This window comes from Streptomyces sp. NBC_00483 (genome assembly GCF_036013745.1).
GTDB lineage: Bacteria > Actinomycetota > Actinomycetes > Streptomycetales > Streptomycetaceae > Streptomyces.
Map to the genome: position 1 here is coordinate 5,579,889 of NZ_CP107880.1, position 16,000 is coordinate 5,595,888.

Consider the following 16,000-nt stretch of genomic DNA (forward strand, 5'->3'; position numbering starts at 1 on the left):
TGAGCAGCATGCAGTTCGGGATCTTCACCGTCGGTGACGTCACCGTGGACCCGACGACCGGACGCGCGCCGAGCGAGCACGAGCGCATCAAGGCGATGCTCGCCATCGCGCAGAAGGCGGAGGAGGTCGGCCTGGACGTCTTCGCCACCGGTGAGCACCACAACCCGCCGTTCGTCCCGTCCTCGCCGACGACGATGCTCGGCCACATCGCGGCCCGCACCGAGAACCTGATCCTGTCCACGTCGACGACGCTGATCACCACGAACGACCCGGTGAAGATCGCCGAGGACTTCGCGATGCTGCAGCACGTCGCGGACGGCCGGGTCGACCTCATGATGGGGCGCGGCAACACCGGTCCGGTCTACCCGTGGTTCGGCAAGGACATCCGGGACGGCATCGACCTCGCCATCGAGAACTACGCGCTGCTGCGCCGCCTCTGGGACGAGGACGTCGTGACGTGGAAGGGCAAGTTCCGTACGCCGCTCCAGTCGTTCACGTCGACGCCGCGTCCGATGGACGGTGTCGCGCCCTTCGTGTGGCACGGCTCCATCCGCTCGCCGGAGATCGCCGAGCAGGCCGCGTACTACGGCGACGGCTTCTTCCACAACCACATCTTCTGGCCGGCCTCCCACACCAAGCAGATGGTGAACCTGTACCGGCAGCGCTACGCCCACTACGGGCACGGCACGCCGGAGCAGGCGATCGTCGGCCTCGGTGGCCAGGTCTTCATGCGGAAGAACTCCCAGGACGCGGTGCGCGAGTTCCGCCCGTACTTCGACAACGCGCCGGTGTACGGGCACGGTCCGTCGCTTGAGGAGTTCACGTCGCAGACGCCGCTGACGGTCGGTTCGCCGCAGGAGGTCATCGAGCGGACGCTGTCCTTCCGTGACTACGTGGGCGACTACCAGCGCCAGCTGTTCCTCATGGACCACGCGGGGCTGCCGCTGAAGACGGTCCTGGAGCAGCTCGACCTGCTGGGCGAGGAGGTCGTGCCGGTGCTGCGCAAGGAGTTCGCGAACAAGCGGCCGGCGAATGTGCCGGATGCGCCCACGCATGCGGCCCGTGTCGCCGCCAAGTCGGCTTCTGCTTCTGATGAAGGGAGTTCGAAGTGAAGCTCGTCGTCGTGTCGGCGGGGCTGAGTGCTCCGTCGTCCACGCGGCTGCTGGCCGATCGGCTGGCTGCCGCGACCACGGAGCACGTGGACGGGGAGGTCGAGGTGCTCGAACTGCGTGACTACGCCACGGAGATCGCCCAGCACTTCGTCACCGGTTTCCCGCCGGTCCGGCTGGCCGCCGCGCTCGATGCGGTGGCGGCGGCGGACGGGTTGATCGCGGTGACCCCGGTCTTCTCCGCCTCGTACAGCGGCCTGTTCAAATCGTTCTTCGACCTGATCGACAAGGATGCGCTGACGGGGAAGCCGGTGCTCGTCGGCGCGACCGGCGGCACGGCCCGCCACTCGCTCGTGACCGAGCACGCACTGCGCCCGCTCTTCACGTACCTCCGGGCCGTCGTCCTCCCGACCGCCGTGTACGCGGCGTCGGAGGACTGGGGCGAGGAGGGCCTTGCCGCTCGTATCGCGCGGGCGGGTGGGGAGTTGGCGCGGTTCATGGGGCCTCCCGCGCAGGCCCCCGACGTGGACACGGCGTCGGCGATCGCCCCGCGCTCACTGCACGGCGCGATCACGTCCGTGGACCCGGAGGACGGCTTCGAGGTCGTCCCCTTCGCGGAACGCCTGGAGGCGCTGCGGGTCGGGTGACGCCGCGGTTCTACTTACGCGGGACCGGGGGCCGGGCCTGTACCGGGGCCGGCCCTCGCCGTTCTCGTCACGCGGCACCGGGGCGCCGCCTTGCCCACCCTGCCGCCCTAGGCGGCAGATTGCCCAAGTCGGCGGCGGTCGACCGCAGTGGGCGGGAGCCGTCCTTGCGGTCACGGACCCAAGGCGGGTGCGGTCGACCGTTATGGGCGGGGACGGGGCCATCGGCGGAGGCTGGGCAAATCAAGCCCCGCCTGTGGACGATAGCCCGCGGGGTCCGGGGCGGAGCCCCGTGGCGTAGGCAACACCCGGTCACCGCACCGCGCGCCGCACCCGCCTCTCCGCCCGCGCGCCCAGCTTCTGCCAGGACCGCCGGTGGCGGGAAGCGTGGAGGTCGGTGAAGAGGGACTCGTAGCGGGTCACGATCGGCTCCGGGTCGTAGCGGTGCGCGGAGGCGAGTGCCGCCGCGCCCATTTTGCGGCGGGCCGGCTCGTCCTCGATGAGGTCCATGACCGACTCGGCGAGCGCGCTCGCGTTTCCCACGGGCACGAGCCACCCGTCGACACCGTCCGTGATGATCTCGGCGGGACCGAGCGGCGCGTCCGTGGACACGACGGGTACGCCGCAGCGCATCGCCTCGACCAGCGTCATCCCGAAGGACTCCGCGTCCGAGGCGCTCACCACGATCGACGCCCGCGCGAACTCCGGCTCGATCGGCGACACCGTCCCCATGAGGTGGGCCCGGCCGCGCAGCCCGAGCTCGTCAACGAGGGCCCGCAGACGGGGTTCCTGCCGGCCGCCGCCGTAGATCCGCAGCTCCCAGTCAGGATGCTTCGCCGACACCGCGGCGAAGGCCTCCAGGAGCAGGTCGTAGCGCTTGCCGCGGGCGAGCCGGCCCGCCGCGGCGATGATCTTCGAGCTGCCGTCCGACGGCGGCACGGTGGCCGGCGGCACGATGTTCGGCACGCAGAGGATCCGCACTCCGGGCAGCCGCATCCTGGCCCGGTACACCTCCGCGTCCTCCTCCGTGACCGTGACCAGGGCGTCCAGCGCCTGGTAACGCCGGGCGGCGGTCTCGAGCAGCTTGCCGCTGTGCGCGTCGTGCCGCAGGTGTTCCTGCGCGATCCGCAGCGCCCGCTTCGGCCCCCACTGGGCGAGGTAGACGTTGAGCCCGGGCCGCGTCCCGATGACGACGTCGGCCTCGCACCGCTCCTCCAGGTAGGCGCGTACGCGAACGTCGTGCAGGAGCGAATACTGCTTGTACCGCTTGTCGGTCGCGGGGTAGTCCCGGGACGGCTCGTCGTACGCGGGGGCGCGGGTGTCGGACGTCTCCGCTCGGATGTCCACCAGCGGTACGAGGGTGATCCGCGGGTCGACCGGGAAGCGTGGGGTCTCCCGGTGCCGGGAGAGCGACACGATCTCCACCTCGTGGCCGCCGTGCTCGATGAGCGCGGTGGCGAGGTTGAGCGTGGTGCGCGCCGTGCCGCCGACGGCGTACACGTTGTGCAGCAGGAACGCGATCTTCATGTGCCCATGCCTTCCCCGGAAGGCGTGCGCCGCGGATGGGAGCCGGTGAAGAAGCCCTTCGGCGGACCACCGAACAGGCGACCCTCCGACGCCCCGGCGCTGGCCGTGCTGCCCACCATGCCGCCCGCCGTGCCGCCCGCGCGCCACCCGCCGGGGAGGACCCGTGGCGCTCTGTCGGGCGGGCGTCCTGGCCGACATCATGGCGTCATGCGCTTCTCGGTCAACATTCCGAACTTTGGTGACTTCGCCGACGCCCACACCGTCGCCCGCACGGCCGTCGCGGCCGAACAGGCGGGCTGGGACGGCCTGTTGCTGTGGGACCACGTCGTGCACGACAAGAAGGTGCGGCGCGGCAAGCCCTTCGGCGATCCATGGATGCTGCTCACGGCGGCGGCCCTGGCCACGTCCCGGATCAAGGTCGGCACGCTCGTCGCGGCGGTGCCCCGCTACCGGCCCGAGCAACTCGCTCGCCAGGTCGCCACATTGGACGCGCTCAGCGGCGGCCGTGTCGTGTTCGGTGCCGGTCTTGGTGGTCCCGTCGACGACGAGTACGGCGACTTCGGGGACACCGTCGACCGGATCGTGCACGCCGAACGCCTCGACGAGGGGCTGGACTTGCTCGCCCGGTACTGGTCGGGCGGGACGGTGGACCACGACGGTGCCCACTTCCGCGTAAAGGAGACGCAGCTGTTGCCCGCGACCGCACAGCAGCCCCGCCCGCCCGTCTGGATCGGCGGCTTCTGGCCGGCCCGCCCGCCGATGCGCCGCGCGGCCCGCTGGGACGGCGCGGCCCCCTTGTTCGCCGACGCCCTGCACGGTGTGCCGCCGCGCCCGGACCAGTTCGCGGACGTCGTCCGTTACGTGAACGAGCACCGGGAGTCCGTCGAGGGCCCCTTCGACTTCGTCGTCGGCGGGCTCACGCCGCCCGGCAAGGCGGCCGCGCTCGACGTCATCGGCCCGCTGGTCGACGCGGGCGCCACCTGGTGGGACGAGCGGCAGTTGCAGACGGGCGGGACGATCGACTCGTACGAGGCCGTGCTGCGAAGGATCGAGGCGGGTCCGCCGGTGCTGTAGGGGCGGCGGAGGCTCAAAGATCCGGCGGCCCAAGGGCCCAAGGATCCGACGGCTCAAAGATCCGAAGACCCAAAGCCCCGACAGGCGTACTGCCTACGGCCACACCAGGCAGTACGCCTGATGCCCCGCATCGTGCAGACGGTGGCTGAAGTCCTGCCACTCGTGCAGCAGTTGGTACACGTTGAACGCGTCGCGCGGGCCGCCGCGATCGGGGACCGTGGACCAGATGAACGCCGCGGCGCCGACGGACTCCTCGCCGACGCCGCGCAGCGGGTCGACGACCGTCATGGGGAGCTTGACCACCGCGTAGTCGGGGTGGAGGACGACGAGTTCCAGGGGCGGGACCTTGTGCAGGGGTATGCCCTCTATGCCGGTGAGGACCATCGCGGCCATCGTCTCCGGCTTGATCTTGGTGAACATGCCGCCCATGCCCAGCTCGTCACCGCCGAGCTCCTCGGGGCGCATGGAGATCGGGACGCGGGCGGCCGTCGCGCCGTCGGGCGCGCCGAAGTATTTGTACGTCACCCCCACCCGGCCACCATTCCCGATGTCCCCGTCCGTGATGTCTCTGGCCGTAATGTCCCTGGCCGTGATGTCCCTGGCCTCTTCGCCCTCTTCGCGCCGGTGCTTCCCCCGCCGGGCACGCCGGGGGCCCAGGTCGCCGGTCCCCTCGCCCAGTCCGCCACCGCGATGCATATCTCCACCCGACTGCTGTTCTCCAGGGCGTGAAGCCCTTTTCTAGGCCGCGCGACCGCCTACGCGCAACCCGATCATCGTGTCAGTGACCTCCCCCACGGTCCCCCGCCGAAACGTGTCGGCGCGGTATCGCGCGAGGCAGAGTCTAGAGTCCCCGCGGGTCCACGCGCCGGGGCGCGCGAGGGTGGGCCGTACGCTGAGAGGTATGGCAGAGGCGAACAACACTCCCTATCCCTATGAGGCACCCGCGTCGCAGGGGCTTTTCGACCGTGCGGAAGCGGTGACGCCCGGTGGCGTGAACTCGCCCGTGCGCGCGTTCCGTGCGGTGGGCGGAACGCCCCGGTTCATGGTGTCCGGTAACGGTCCGTATCTCACCGATGCCGACGGCCGCGAGTATGTCGACCTCGTGTGCTCGTGGGGGCCGATGATCCTCGGCCATTCCCACCCCGAGGTCATCGCGGCCGTGCAGGAGGCCGTCTCGCGCGGCACCTCCTTCGGTACGCCGGGCGCGGGTGAGGTCGAGCTGGCCGAGGAGATCGTCCGGCGGATCGACCCCGTCGAGCAGGTGCGCCTCGTGTCCTCCGGCACCGAGGCGACCATGTCGGCGATCCGGCTCGCCCGCGGGTTCACCGGGCGCGCCAAGGTCATCAAGTTCGCCGGGTGCTACCACGGTCACGTCGACGCGCTGCTCGCCGCCGCCGGTTCCGGCGTCGCCACGCTGGGCCTGCCGGACACCCCGGGTGTCACGGGCGCGCAGGCCGGCGACACGATCGTGCTGCCGTACAACGACATCGAGGCCGTGCGTGCCGCGTTCGCCGCGCACCCCGGCGAGATCGCCTGCGTGATCACGGAGGCCTCGCCCGGCAACATGGGCGTCGTGCCGCCGAAGGCGGGCTTCAACCAGGGGCTCAAGGACGTGTGCGCCGAGAACGGCGCGCTGTACGTCTCCGACGAGGTGATGACCGGCTTCCGTACGTCGAAGGCCGGCTGGTTCGGCGTCGATGGCGTCGTCCCCGACCTGCTGACGTTCGGCAAGGTCATGGGTGGTGGCTTCCCGGCCGCCGCGTTCGGCGGTCGCGCCGATGTCATGGCGCACCTCGCCCCGGCCGGCCCCGTCTACCAGGCGGGCACGCTGTCCGGTAACCCCGTCGCCACCGCCGCCGGTGTCGCCCAGCTGCGGCTGCTCGACGACGCCGCGTACGACAAGGTGAACGCGACCAGTGAGCAGCTGCGCGGCCTGGTGAGCGAGGCGCTCACCAAGGAGGGCGTCGCGCACCGCGTGCAGAACGCCACGAACATGTTCACCGTGTTCTTCACGGAGAACGAGGTGACGAACTACGAGGACGCGAAGGGGCAGGACGCCTTCCGCTTCGGCCCGTTCTTCCACTCGATGCTGGAGCAGGGCGTGTACCTTCCGCCGTCGGCCTTCGAGTCCTGGTTCGTCTCGACGGCCCACGACGAGCGGGCGATCGAGCGCATCGCGGCCGCGCTGCCCGCCGCCGCCCGCGCCGCCGCCGAGGCCACCGCATGAGCGCCCCGAAGTCGGGCGACGACATCACCGTCGTCCACGTGATGCGCCACGGCGAGGTGCACAACCCGGAGGGGATCCTGTACGGGCGCCTCCCCGACTACCACCTCTCCGAGCTCGGCCGGCGGATGGCCGACCGGGTCGCCGAGCACCTCACCTCGCGCGACATCACGCACGTCGTGGCGTCCCCGCTGGACCGGGCGCAGGAGACGGCGACGCCGATCGCGAAGTCGCACGGCCTCGACCTGGACAGCGACGAGCGGCTCATCGAGGCGGGCAACGTCTTCCAGGGCAAGACCTTCGGCGTCGGCGACGGCGCGCTGAAGAACCCGGAGAACTGGAAGCACCTGGTCAACCCGTTCAAGCCGTCCTGGGGCGAGCCGTACATCGACCAGGTCGTGCGGATGATGGGCGCCTTGGACGCCGCGAAGGATGCCGCGCGCGGGCACGAAGCCGTGTGCGTCAGCCACCAGCTGCCCATCTGGATCGTGCGGAGTTACGTCGAGAAGCGGCGCCTGTGGCACGACCCGCGCAAGCGGCAGTGCACGCTCGCCTCGCTGACGACGTTCACGTACCAGGGCGACAAGATCGTGTCCGTGGGCTACACCGAGCCCGCCCGCGACCTCGTTCCCGCGCATCTCCTGGCCGGCGCGAAGCCGGTGAAGGGGAAGGACAAGGCCTTCGGGGCCTGATCCCGGGCAACGATCACGCGAGAGGCCGCCGTCAACCCGGCGGCCTTTCGCGTACCCCTTCAAATCACCGCAAAACAGGACCGTTTACCGGAACCCGCGTGTTCCTCATGCCCTCTTCCGGGGCGCCCCTGTGAATGGGGCAGCGTGAGGAATGGGGACGACGGAATGCGGGACGTGAGTCGCAGGGGACTGCTCGGACTCGGTGCGGGCGCGGCGAGCGGGGCGCTGCTCGCCGGATGCGGTACGGGCGGTGCCCCGAAGGTCACTTCACCGGGGCACGGCGGGCCGGGTCCGCAGGGGCGGACGCCCGACCGGCCCATCGGCGACGGCTCGACGGCGTACACCGGAAAGCAGCCGCGGCAGCCCGGCAGGCCCGAGCGGCTCGAACCCGGCCAGAAGCCACCGCAGTTCGTGGTCTTCTCCTGGGACGGCGCGGGCGAGGTGGGCAACGGGCTCTTCCCGCGCTTCCTGAAGCTCGCCGAGGACCACGGCGCGCACATGACCTTCTTCCTCTCGGGCCTGTATCTGCTGCCCGAGTCGAAGAAGCGGCTCTACCGTCCGCCGAACAACCCCGTCGGCGCCTCCGACATCGGCTATCTGACCGACGCCCACATCAAGGAGACCCTGAAGTACGTCCGCCGGGCCTGGCTCGAAGGGCACGAGATCGGCACGCACTTCAACGGGCACTTCTGCGCGGGATCCGGCTCCGTCGCCAACTGGACGCCCACGCAGTGGCGCGACGAGATCGACCAGGCGACGTCCTTCGTAAAGAAGTGGCGTACGAACACGGGCTGGAAGGACCTGCCCGCGCTGCCCTTCGACTACGACAAGGAACTCGTCGGCGGCCGCACGCCCTGTCTGCTCGGTCAGAACAGCCTGCTGCCCACCGCCCGCGAACTCGGCTGGCGCTACGACGCGTCCTCGCCCGGCGGCGTCCAGCGCTGGCCGCACAAGCGGCTCGGGATCTGGGACCTGCCGCTGCAGGCCGTCCCGTTCCCCGGCCGGAGCTTCGAGGTCCTGTCGATGGACTACAACATGCTGGCCAACCAGTCCCTCAACTCCACGCGGGCGCCCGCCGCCAACTACCCGGGCTGGCGCAAGCAGTCCGCACAGGCGTACATCCAGGGATTCAAGCGGGCATACGAGACGAACCGGGCGCCGTTCTTCATCGGCAACCACTTCGAGGAGTGGAACGGCGGCATCTACATGGACGCCGTCGAGGACGCGCTGAAGCACATCGCGGCCACCGCGGAGACCCACCGTGACGTGCGGCTCGTCTCCTTCCGGCAGTTCGTCGACTGGCTCGACGCGCAGGACCCGGAAACGCTGGCGAAGCTGCGTACGCTCGATGTGGGACAGCAGCCGTCCGAAGGCTGGCGCAAGTTCCTCGCAAACCCCTCCTGAAGTGGGCTTTTCCCGCCGCGAGGGGGGTGCGGAAGATCCCCTAAACAGACATGCGAAACTTTTCACATGAGTGCCGCCTCCCGCACCCCCCGCACCACCGCGACGAAGCGCCGCGCCGCCCAGCTGACCGTAGGAGCCGCCGTGGCGGCCCTCGCGCTGACGGCCTGCGGCTCCGGCGGTACGTCGGGCGGCGGCAACAACACCAACTTCGTCACCGGGTCCGGCGGCATCGCCACGGTCAAGAAGGGCGAGCGCCACAACGCCCCCTCCCTGACCGGCAAGGACCTCGAGGGCAAGCAGCTCGACATGTCCGACTACAAGGGCAAGGTCGTCGTCCTCAACGTCTGGGGCTCCTGGTGCCCGCCCTGCCGGGCCGAGGCGCCGAACTTCGTGAAGGTCGCCAAGGACACCGATAAACAGGACGTCCAGTTCCTCGGCATCAACACCCGGGACACCAGCACCGGCCCGGCCAAGAAGTTCGAAGAGAACTACGACGTCCCGTACCCGAGCTTCTACGACCCGACGGGCCGGCTCCTGCTCAAGTTCGACAAGGGCACGCTCAACCCGCAGGCCATCCCCTCGACGATCGTCGTCGACCGCGAGGGAAAGATCGCCGCGCGTTCGCTCAAGCCACTCAGCGAGAAGGCCCTGCGCAAGATGGTCGCGCCGGTCATCGCGGAGAAGTGAGCGAAGGTGAGCTCCTCCCTCGTCACACTCGCCGCCGGTGACACCGTCACCGACGGTGCGCTCCTCCTGGCCGTCCCCGTGGCTCTCCTCGGCGGCCTGGTCTCCTTCTTCTCCCCGTGCGTGCTGCCCCTCGTACCCGGCTATCTGTCGTACGTGACCGGCATCACCGGCACCGATCTGATGGAGCAGCGGCGGGGCCGGATGGCGGCGGGCGCGAGCCTGTTCGTCCTCGGGTTCACCGCCGTCTTCGTCTCCGGCGGCGCCCTGTTCGGCTTCTTCGGCCAGACGCTCCAGGAGTACCAAGGGGTGCTGAGCAAGGTGCTCGGCGGCCTCATGATCGCCATGGGCATCTTCTTCATGGGCTTCATGCCCTGGATGACGCAGCGGGAGTTCCGCTTCCACAAGAAGCCCGCCGCCGGTCTGGCCGGAGCCCCGGTCCTCGGCGCGCTGTTCGGCATCGGCTGGACCCCCTGCATCGGCCCGACCCTCGCCTCCGTGATCGGCCTCTCCTCGGTGCAGAGCACCGCCGGCCGCGGGGCCATACTGACCATCGCGTACTGCCTCGGCCTCGGCGTGCCCTTCGTGCTCGCCGCGATCGCCTTCCGCAAGGCGCTCGGCGCGTTCGGCTGGGTCAAGCAGCACTACACGTGGGTGATGCGCATCGGCGGCATCATGATGATCCTGACCGGAGTTCTGCTCCTCACGGGTGCGTGGGACGCGCTCGTGGGGCAGATGCGGACCTGGTCCACCGGCTTCCAGGTGGGAATCTGATCCATGAGCAACACGACCGACGACGTGCAGACCGGTGGCGATCCCACTGAGCTCGAAGCCGCGTCCCAGCTGAGCACGGCCCCCCAGGAGGACCGTTCGCCCAACCTGCCCCGGCTCGGAGTCTTCGGCTGGGTCCGCTGGTTCTGGCGGCAGCTCACCTCGATGCGGGTCGCCCTGATCCTGCTGTTCCTGCTCTCCCTCGGCGCCATCCCCGGCTCGCTGATCCCGCAGCAGGGCACGGACCCGACCAAGGTCGACACCTTCCGCAAGGCACACGACACGCTCGCGTCGATCTACGACAAGATCGGCTTCTTCCACGTCTACAGCTCGGTGTGGTTCTCCGCGATCTACCTGCTGCTGTTCATCTCGCTCATCGGCTGCATCGTGCCGCGCACCTGGCAGTTCGTCGGGCAGCTGCGCGGCCGCCCGCCGGGCGCGCCCAAGCGGCTCACCCGGCTGCCCGCGTACGCGACGTGGCGCACGGAGGCGGACCCCGAGCAGGTGCGCACCGCCGCCCTCGCGATGATGAAGAAGCGCCGCTACCGCGCGCATGTCGCCGGTACTGCGGTCGCGGCCGAGAAGGGCTATCTGCGCGAGGTCGGCAACCTCGCCTTCCACATCGCGCTGATCGTGATGCTGGTGTCCTTCGCCTGGGGCCAGCTGTTCAAGTTCGAGGGCGGCAAGCTCGTCACCGAGGGCGACGGGTTCGCCAACACGCTCACCCAGTACGACGACTTCAAGTCCGGCAACCTCTTCGACAGCGACAACGACCTGTCGCCGTTCAGCTTCACCCTCGACAAGTTCACGGCCACGTACGAGCGCACGGGTCCCGAGAAGGGCACCCCGCGCACGTTCCGCGCGAACGTCAGCTACACCGAGGGCTCGGGCGACAAGACGAAGCAGACCAAGATCGAGTCCAACCACCCGCTGGACATCGACGGCACCAAGATCTTCCTCAACGGGCACGGCTACGCGGTCCCCATCACGGTCCGCGACGGCAAGGGCAAGGTCGTCTCGAAGCAGACCGTGCCGATGCTGCCGATCGACTCCAACATCTCCTCGCAGGGCGCCATCAAGGTGATGGACGGCTACAAGAACGCGAAGGGCAAGAAGGAACAGCTGGGCTTCGCCGCCTGGTTCGTGCCGACGTTCGCGGGCGCGGGCAAGGGCACGATGCTCTCCCAGTTCCCCGCGCTCGACTATCCCGTCCTCGCGCTGAACGCGACGCACGGCGACCTCGGCGTCGACGCCGGCCTTCCGCAGAACGTGTACCAGCTGGACACCTCGCACATGAAGGCCTTCAAGGACTCCAAGGGCAAGGCGCTCAAGCAGCGGCTGCTCCCCGGCGAGACGATGAAGCTGCCCAACGGGGCGGGCTCCATCACGTTCGACAAGGACATCAAGGAATGGGTCACCTTCCAGATCTCCCACCAGCCCGGTGACACCTGGGCACTGGGCGGCGCCATCGCCGCGATCTTCGGTCTGGCCGGCTCCCTGTTCATCCAGCGCCGCCGCGTCTGGGTGCGCGCCGTCGAGGGCCCCGACGGGGTGACCGTCGTCGAGATGGCGGGCCTCGGCCGCAGCGAGTCCGCGAAGCTGCCGGAGGAGCTCGGCTCCTTGGTCGAGCAGCTGCACAGCAAGGCGCCGAGCGCGCCCGAACCCACTGAAACCTCCGCATCAACCACCGCTGTTCCTGCCGCCGAAGGGGCTGAGAAGTGACTCTCGCCGCCGCAGTCAACGAGAACCTGGCTCACACCAGTAACGTCCTCATCTACTCGTCGATGGCCGTCTATCTGCTCGCGTTCTTCGCGAACATGGCCGAGTGGATCTTCGGTAGCCGCAGCAAGGTCGGCCGAACCGCCGCCGCGCTGACCGGCACGGCCGAGGAGAAGGAGGCGGCCGCCGCGCCGGCCGTCACGGTCAACAAGAAGGGCGGCACCGCCGTCCTCGACCGGCCGAAGGTCGTGACCCGAGCGGCGGCCGGCGCGCGTGACGTGCCGGACGGCCCCGGCGCCGCCGCCGGAGACGAGAAGGGCGACCTGTACGGGCGCATCGCCATCTCCCTCACGGTGCTCGCCTTCGTCATCGAGTTCGGCGGCGTGCTCACGCGCGCGCTCTCGGTGGAGCGGGCCCCGTGGGGCAACATGTACGAGTTCAGCATCACCTTCTCCACCGTCGCCGTGGCCATCTACCTGGTCCTGCTGGCGTTGAAGAAGAACGTGCGCTGGCTCGGACTGCCCCTGGTCATCACGGTCCTGCTCGACCTCGGTCTCGCCACCACCGTGCTGTACACGTCCAGCGACCAGCTGGTGCCGGCGCTGCACTCGTACTGGCTGTACATCCACGTCTCGACGGCGATCTTCTGCGGCGCGGTCTTCTACGTCGGCGCGGTCGGCACGATCCTGTACCTCTTCAAGGACTCCTACGAGAACAAGCTGGCGAGCGGCGGCACCCCCGGCCGCTTCGCGACCTCCGTCATGGAGCGGCTGCCCGCCTCGCAGTCCCTGGACAAGTTCTCCTACCGCGTGAACGCGGCCGTCTTCCCGCTGTGGACGTTCACGATCATCGCGGGCGCCATCTGGGCGGGCGACGCGTGGGGCCGCTACTGGGGCTGGGACCCCAAGGAGACCTGGTCGTTCATCACCTGGGTCGCCTACGCGGCGTACCTGCACGCCCGCGCGACCGCCGGCTGGAAGGGCCGCAAGGCCGCCTACCTGGCGCTGATCGCGTTCGGCTGCTGGATCTTCAACTACTACGGCGTGAACATCTTCGTCACAGGCAAGCACTCGTACGCCGGGGTGTGAGCCGCATCGCTTCGTGAAAGGCCGGTCCTGCGGGGCCGGCCTTTCGCGTACGCGCGTCAGCCCACCGTGATGGCGTCCAGCTTTCCGCGCAGGTACGCGTGCGAGTCGACCGGCTCGTACGCGACGCGGCCCTTCGGGGCGGGCAGCGGTTCCACGGTCGTGCCGGGGTCGCACTCGTAGAAGTAGACGAGCGACATGAGCTCCTCGGCGGGCGCGTCGGCAGGGGGCGGCAGGACGCGGTGCCGGCCGGAGCGCCAGCGGTCGCCGGTCCAGCGGGCCATCAGGTCACCGATATTGATCGTGAAGGCGTCCGGGTCGTACGGGGCGTCTTCCCAGCCCCCGTCATCGGTGAACACCTGGAGGCCGCCCTTCCCGGCCTGCCGGTCGAGCACTGTCACCGTGCCGAAGTCGGTGTGCGGGCCGATCCGGAACTGGCCGGGCTCCGGGGCGCCGACGACCTCCGTGCCCGGGTACCAGTTGATGTTGAAGCCCCAGGTGGGGTGCGCGGTGTGGCGGGTGAAGAAGTCGGCGGGCTCGTCGAGGGCGGCCGCGAGGAGTTCGAGCAGCCGGTCGGAGAGCGTCCGCATCTGCTCCAGGTACGTCTCCACGAGCGCGCGCAGTTGCGGCGACTCGGAAGGGAAGACGTTCTCGCCCGACCACTCGGCGCGCACCGCCGGGTCGTCGAAGGGCGTCGCCGTGGCGAAGGACAGCGACTCCTTCAGGTCGGGCGGCGTCTCGGTGCCCTCGGCGTAGCCGTTGGCCTCGGCGCCCGGGCCGAGCCAGCCGCGTCCGCCGACCTGCACGCTGTACGGCTCCTTCACCGGCGCCGGCATACGGAAGAACCCACGGGCCGCGTCCCGGATCCGGGTGCGCAGCCCCGGGTCGACGCCGTGCCCGGTGACCAGCAGGAACCCGGCGGTGCGCAGCGCGTCGTCCACGGTGGCGGCGATCGCGGCGCGGGCCTTCGGGTCGCCGGACATCCACGGCAACAGGTCGATGGTCGGAATGCGCGGCGCGGCGCCGGGGGAAGCGGTCATACGGTCCACTTTCGCGGCGCGGAAACACCGGGGCAACGTGCGGGGCGTACTGTCCCGGCCGTTCCTACCCCGACGGAATGTCCGCACGCGCGCGTGCCCACCGGGAGGCCAAGTGTCCGCTCTCACACTCCGCGAGATCCTCCACCTCGACGTCGTCGGCGGCGCCGACCCTGAACTCCTCGCCGGGGAGGGCGGGTTGGACCGGCCCGTGCGCTGGGTGCATTCCAGCGAGGTGTACGAGGGCGCGGGCTTCCTGGACGGCGGGGAGCTGCTGCTGACGAACGGGTTCGCGTTCCTCGACGCCGACGGGGGCGCGCTGCGCCGCTACGTAAGGGAGTTGACGGCGCGCGGGGCGGTGGGCCTCGCCGTGGAGGTGGGCCGGGCCCTGGAACGTATGCCGTCCGAAGTGGTGGAGGCTGCGCGGGAGTTGGGTTTCCCGCTGATCGCATTGCGACGCGTCGTGCCGTTCGTGCGGATCGCGGAGGCGGCCAATCGGGCCATCGTCACCCACGGGCTCGCCGCCCGCCCCGCGGTGACGCTCCGGGGCGCCGGCCACTCGGCCGCGCTGCTCGCCGACCTGGCCGACCGGCAGGCGCTCAACCAGCCGGAGGTGCAGGCACGTTCGGTGCTCGCCGGGTTCCGGCCGGGGCCCGGGGAGCGGCTCGTCGGGGTCTCCGTGCACGGCCCGGCGGTGGCGGCCCGTGCGGCGGTCGACCGGGTGGCGGGGCGGGGCGCGCTGTGTGCCGCGTTCCCCGGTGATGTGCTCGCGCTGGTGGCGGCACCGGCCGGCCGTGACGCGGTGCGCGGCGTCCTCGACGCCTTCCGCGCCGCGGCCGCGATGGGGCTCACCGTGGCGGTCGGGCCCGCCGTCGCCGCGGGCGACGGGTGGCTGCGCTGGAGCGACACGCTGCGTACGGCCCGTATGACGCTGGAGCTGGCGCTGACCGTGCCGGCCGCCGAACCGGCGCTCGTCGAGGGGCCGTTGGTGACGTCCTCGCGGGCGCTCGCCCTGGAGCGGGAGCTGACCAGGGGCGGTGTGGAGGCCAACCGGGAGCGGCTGACGCGGCTCGTCGGCGACGTCCTCGGGCCGCTCCTGGAGTGGGAGGCCGCGCACGGCAGCGACCTCGTGCACACCCTTGAGGTGCATCTGCGGCACGGCTGCAGCCCCACGCGTACCGCCGCGCTCCTGCACATCGGACGGCAGTCCCTCTACCAGCGCCTGGAGCGCATCGAGTCGCTGCTCGGCGCCGAGGTCGGCGACCCGGAATTGCTCGGGGAGCTGCTCCAAGCGGCGTGCGCGGCCCGTGTCGTGGGGGCCGGGCGTGCCGGTCAGGGGGTCAGCGAGCGCCAGATCCTCTCCGACAGGACGCGCGCGGCCTGATCGAGGTCGGTCTCGTGCGTCCCGGCGAGCCAGCCGCGCGCGAGGCCGACGACCGGGCCGAGCACCAGGGCCTCGATGAGCGGCCCGGGCAGCGGGGCGATCGCGCCGGATTCGACGTGCTGCCGCATCCACTCGGTGAGCGGCGAGAGCCGGGCCTCCTGCGCGTCGCGCAACTGGCGGGCATGCGCCATCCCCAGCCGGTCGGCGTACGAGGAGTGCAACAGGCGGGAGGCGTCGGGGTGTTCGCGGATGAAGCGCAGATACGAGTCGACGATCGCCTGGATCCCCGTGCGCGGCGTGCGGGAGCGTTCGAGGGCCGCGGCGAGTTCGTCGAGGAACCGGCCCAGCCAGCGCAGCAACAGCGCCTGCATCAGCCCGTCGACGCTGCCGAAGTGGTGGTACAGGCTCCCCGGACTCGCCCCGCCCGTCCGCGTCAGGGAGCTGACGGTGATGCCCTGCTCGCCGGCGTCCGCGTAGACGCGCAGCGCGGCATCGAGGAGGCGGTCGACGGTTTCCGCGCCGCGCAGTTGCTTGGGGCTCATGACGACGACCAGCCTAAGGCACCTCCCGGGGCTGTGTTTCTATAGTGAATTTCTAGAAATTCACTCCAGTTCAGTAAGGTGCTGAGCCACACTGATCACCCTGG

At 70.3% G+C, this 16,000-nt stretch carries 15 protein-coding genes; 11 read left to right on the top strand and 4 right to left on the bottom strand.

Annotated features, from left to right (window positions below):
• Positions 1-8 precede the first annotated feature (8 nt).
• Complete coding sequence (locus tag OHA73_RS25015; RefSeq protein WP_327658524.1) at positions 9-1,112, top strand: LLM class flavin-dependent oxidoreductase; 1,104 nt, start codon at positions 9-11, stop codon at positions 1,110-1,112.
• A complete protein-coding gene (locus tag OHA73_RS25020) occupies positions 1,109-1,756 on the top strand; it encodes a CE1759 family FMN reductase (protein WP_327656176.1) in 648 nt (215 codons plus the stop codon). The genes OHA73_RS25015 and OHA73_RS25020 overlap by 4 nt, the downstream gene beginning before the upstream one ends.
• A gap of 309 nt (positions 1,757-2,065) precedes the next feature.
• On the opposite strand, the gene OHA73_RS25025 is transcribed toward OHA73_RS25020, so the two are convergent.
• Positions 2,066-3,280, bottom strand: a complete 1,215-nt coding sequence (locus OHA73_RS25025; protein ID WP_327656177.1) for a glycosyltransferase family 4 protein — start codon at positions 3,278-3,280, stop codon at positions 2,066-2,068.
• Positions 3,281-3,487: 207 nt separating this feature from the next.
• Between OHA73_RS25025 and OHA73_RS25030 the strand changes: the two genes are divergently transcribed.
• Positions 3,488-4,354 (top strand): LLM class flavin-dependent oxidoreductase, encoded by an 867-nt coding sequence (locus OHA73_RS25030; protein ID WP_327656178.1) that lies wholly within the window; start codon positions 3,488-3,490, stop codon positions 4,352-4,354.
• A 93-nt stretch (positions 4,355-4,447) separates the two neighbouring features.
• Here the strand turns inward: OHA73_RS25030 and OHA73_RS25035 are convergent, their stop codons facing one another.
• The gene (locus tag OHA73_RS25035; protein ID WP_266712812.1) at positions 4,448-5,050 is read right to left on the bottom strand and encodes a hypothetical protein; all 603 of its coding nucleotides are present in this window, start codon (positions 5,048-5,050) and stop codon (positions 4,448-4,450) included.
• A gap of 205 nt (positions 5,051-5,255) precedes the next feature.
• On the opposite strand from OHA73_RS25035, the gene hemL reads away from it, so the two are divergent.
• The 7 genes from hemL (at position 5,256) to ccsB (ending at position 12,936) form a co-directional block, all read left to right on the top strand.
• Positions 5,256-6,581: a glutamate-1-semialdehyde 2,1-aminomutase gene (gene hemL / locus OHA73_RS25040; protein WP_266712814.1), complete on the top strand. Its 1,326-nt coding sequence runs from the start codon at positions 5,256-5,258 to the stop codon at positions 6,579-6,581.
• Positions 6,578-7,270 (top strand): histidine phosphatase family protein, encoded by a 693-nt coding sequence (locus OHA73_RS25045; RefSeq protein ID WP_327656179.1) that lies wholly within the window; start codon positions 6,578-6,580, stop codon positions 7,268-7,270. Before hemL ends, OHA73_RS25045 begins: the two co-directional genes overlap by 4 nt.
• A 165-nt stretch (positions 7,271-7,435) precedes the next feature.
• On the top strand, positions 7,436-8,674 hold the full coding sequence (locus OHA73_RS25050; protein ID WP_327656180.1) for a hypothetical protein: 1,239 nt from the start codon (positions 7,436-7,438) through the stop codon (positions 8,672-8,674).
• Between the two features lie 66 nt (positions 8,675-8,740).
• Positions 8,741-9,361: a TlpA family protein disulfide reductase gene (locus tag OHA73_RS25055; RefSeq protein ID WP_266712820.1), complete on the top strand. Its 621-nt coding sequence runs from the start codon at positions 8,741-8,743 to the stop codon at positions 9,359-9,361.
• Positions 9,362-9,367: 6 nt separating this feature from the next.
• Positions 9,368-10,132: a cytochrome c biogenesis CcdA family protein gene (locus OHA73_RS25060; RefSeq protein ID WP_267069578.1), complete on the top strand. Its 765-nt coding sequence runs from the start codon at positions 9,368-9,370 to the stop codon at positions 10,130-10,132.
• A gap of 3 nt (positions 10,133-10,135) precedes the next feature.
• A complete protein-coding gene (gene resB, locus OHA73_RS25065) occupies positions 10,136-11,851 on the top strand; it encodes a cytochrome c biogenesis protein ResB (protein WP_327656181.1) in 1,716 nt (571 codons plus the stop codon).
• Positions 11,848-12,936 (top strand): c-type cytochrome biogenesis protein CcsB, encoded by a 1,089-nt coding sequence (gene ccsB / locus OHA73_RS25070; RefSeq protein WP_327656182.1) that lies wholly within the window; start codon positions 11,848-11,850, stop codon positions 12,934-12,936. Before resB ends, ccsB begins: the two co-directional genes overlap by 4 nt.
• Positions 12,937-12,992: 56 nt before the next feature.
• On the opposite strand, the gene OHA73_RS25075 is transcribed toward ccsB, so the two are convergent.
• On the bottom strand, positions 12,993-13,973 hold the full coding sequence (locus OHA73_RS25075) for an isopenicillin N synthase family dioxygenase (protein WP_327656183.1): 981 nt from the start codon (positions 13,971-13,973) through the stop codon (positions 12,993-12,995).
• A gap of 112 nt (positions 13,974-14,085) precedes the next feature.
• Between OHA73_RS25075 and OHA73_RS25080 the strand changes: the two genes are divergently transcribed.
• Positions 14,086-15,354, top strand: a complete 1,269-nt coding sequence (locus OHA73_RS25080) for a PucR family transcriptional regulator (RefSeq protein ID WP_327656184.1) — start codon at positions 14,086-14,088, stop codon at positions 15,352-15,354.
• Here OHA73_RS25080 and OHA73_RS25085 read toward each other — a convergent pair.
• A complete protein-coding gene (locus tag OHA73_RS25085) occupies positions 15,303-15,896 on the bottom strand; it encodes a TetR/AcrR family transcriptional regulator (protein ID WP_327656185.1) in 594 nt (197 codons plus the stop codon). The two genes, OHA73_RS25080 and OHA73_RS25085, sit on opposite strands and share 52 nt — an antisense overlap.
• Between the last annotated feature and the right edge of the window lie 104 nt (positions 15,897-16,000).

Bases quoted from the DNA above. Each gene is read 5' to 3' on its own strand.
- OHA73_RS25050 (WP_327656180.1), top strand. From the start codon at position 7,436: ATGCGGGACGTGAGTCGCAGGGGACTGCTCGGACTCGGTGCGGGCGCG.
- OHA73_RS25055 (WP_266712820.1), top strand. From the start codon at position 8,741: ATGAGTGCCGCCTCCCGCACCCCCCGCACCACCGCGACGAAGCGCCGC.
- OHA73_RS25085 (WP_327656185.1), bottom strand. From the start codon at position 15,896: ATGAGCCCCAAGCAACTGCGCGGCGCGGAAACCGTCGACCGCCTCCTC.
- OHA73_RS25045 (WP_327656179.1), top strand. From the start codon at position 6,578: ATGAGCGCCCCGAAGTCGGGCGACGACATCACCGTCGTCCACGTGATG.
- OHA73_RS25035 (WP_266712812.1), bottom strand. From the start codon at position 5,050: ATGCATCGCGGTGGCGGACTGGGCGAGGGGACCGGCGACCTGGGCCCC.
- OHA73_RS25025 (WP_327656177.1), bottom strand. From the start codon at position 3,280: ATGAAGATCGCGTTCCTGCTGCACAACGTGTACGCCGTCGGCGGCACG.
- OHA73_RS25015 (WP_327658524.1), top strand. From the start codon at position 9: ATGCAGTTCGGGATCTTCACCGTCGGTGACGTCACCGTGGACCCGACG.
- OHA73_RS25030 (WP_327656178.1), top strand. From the start codon at position 3,488: ATGCGCTTCTCGGTCAACATTCCGAACTTTGGTGACTTCGCCGACGCC.
- hemL (WP_266712814.1), top strand. From the start codon at position 5,256: ATGGCAGAGGCGAACAACACTCCCTATCCCTATGAGGCACCCGCGTCG.
- resB (WP_327656181.1), top strand. From the start codon at position 10,136: ATGAGCAACACGACCGACGACGTGCAGACCGGTGGCGATCCCACTGAG.
- OHA73_RS25075 (WP_327656183.1), bottom strand. From the start codon at position 13,973: ATGACCGCTTCCCCCGGCGCCGCGCCGCGCATTCCGACCATCGACCTG.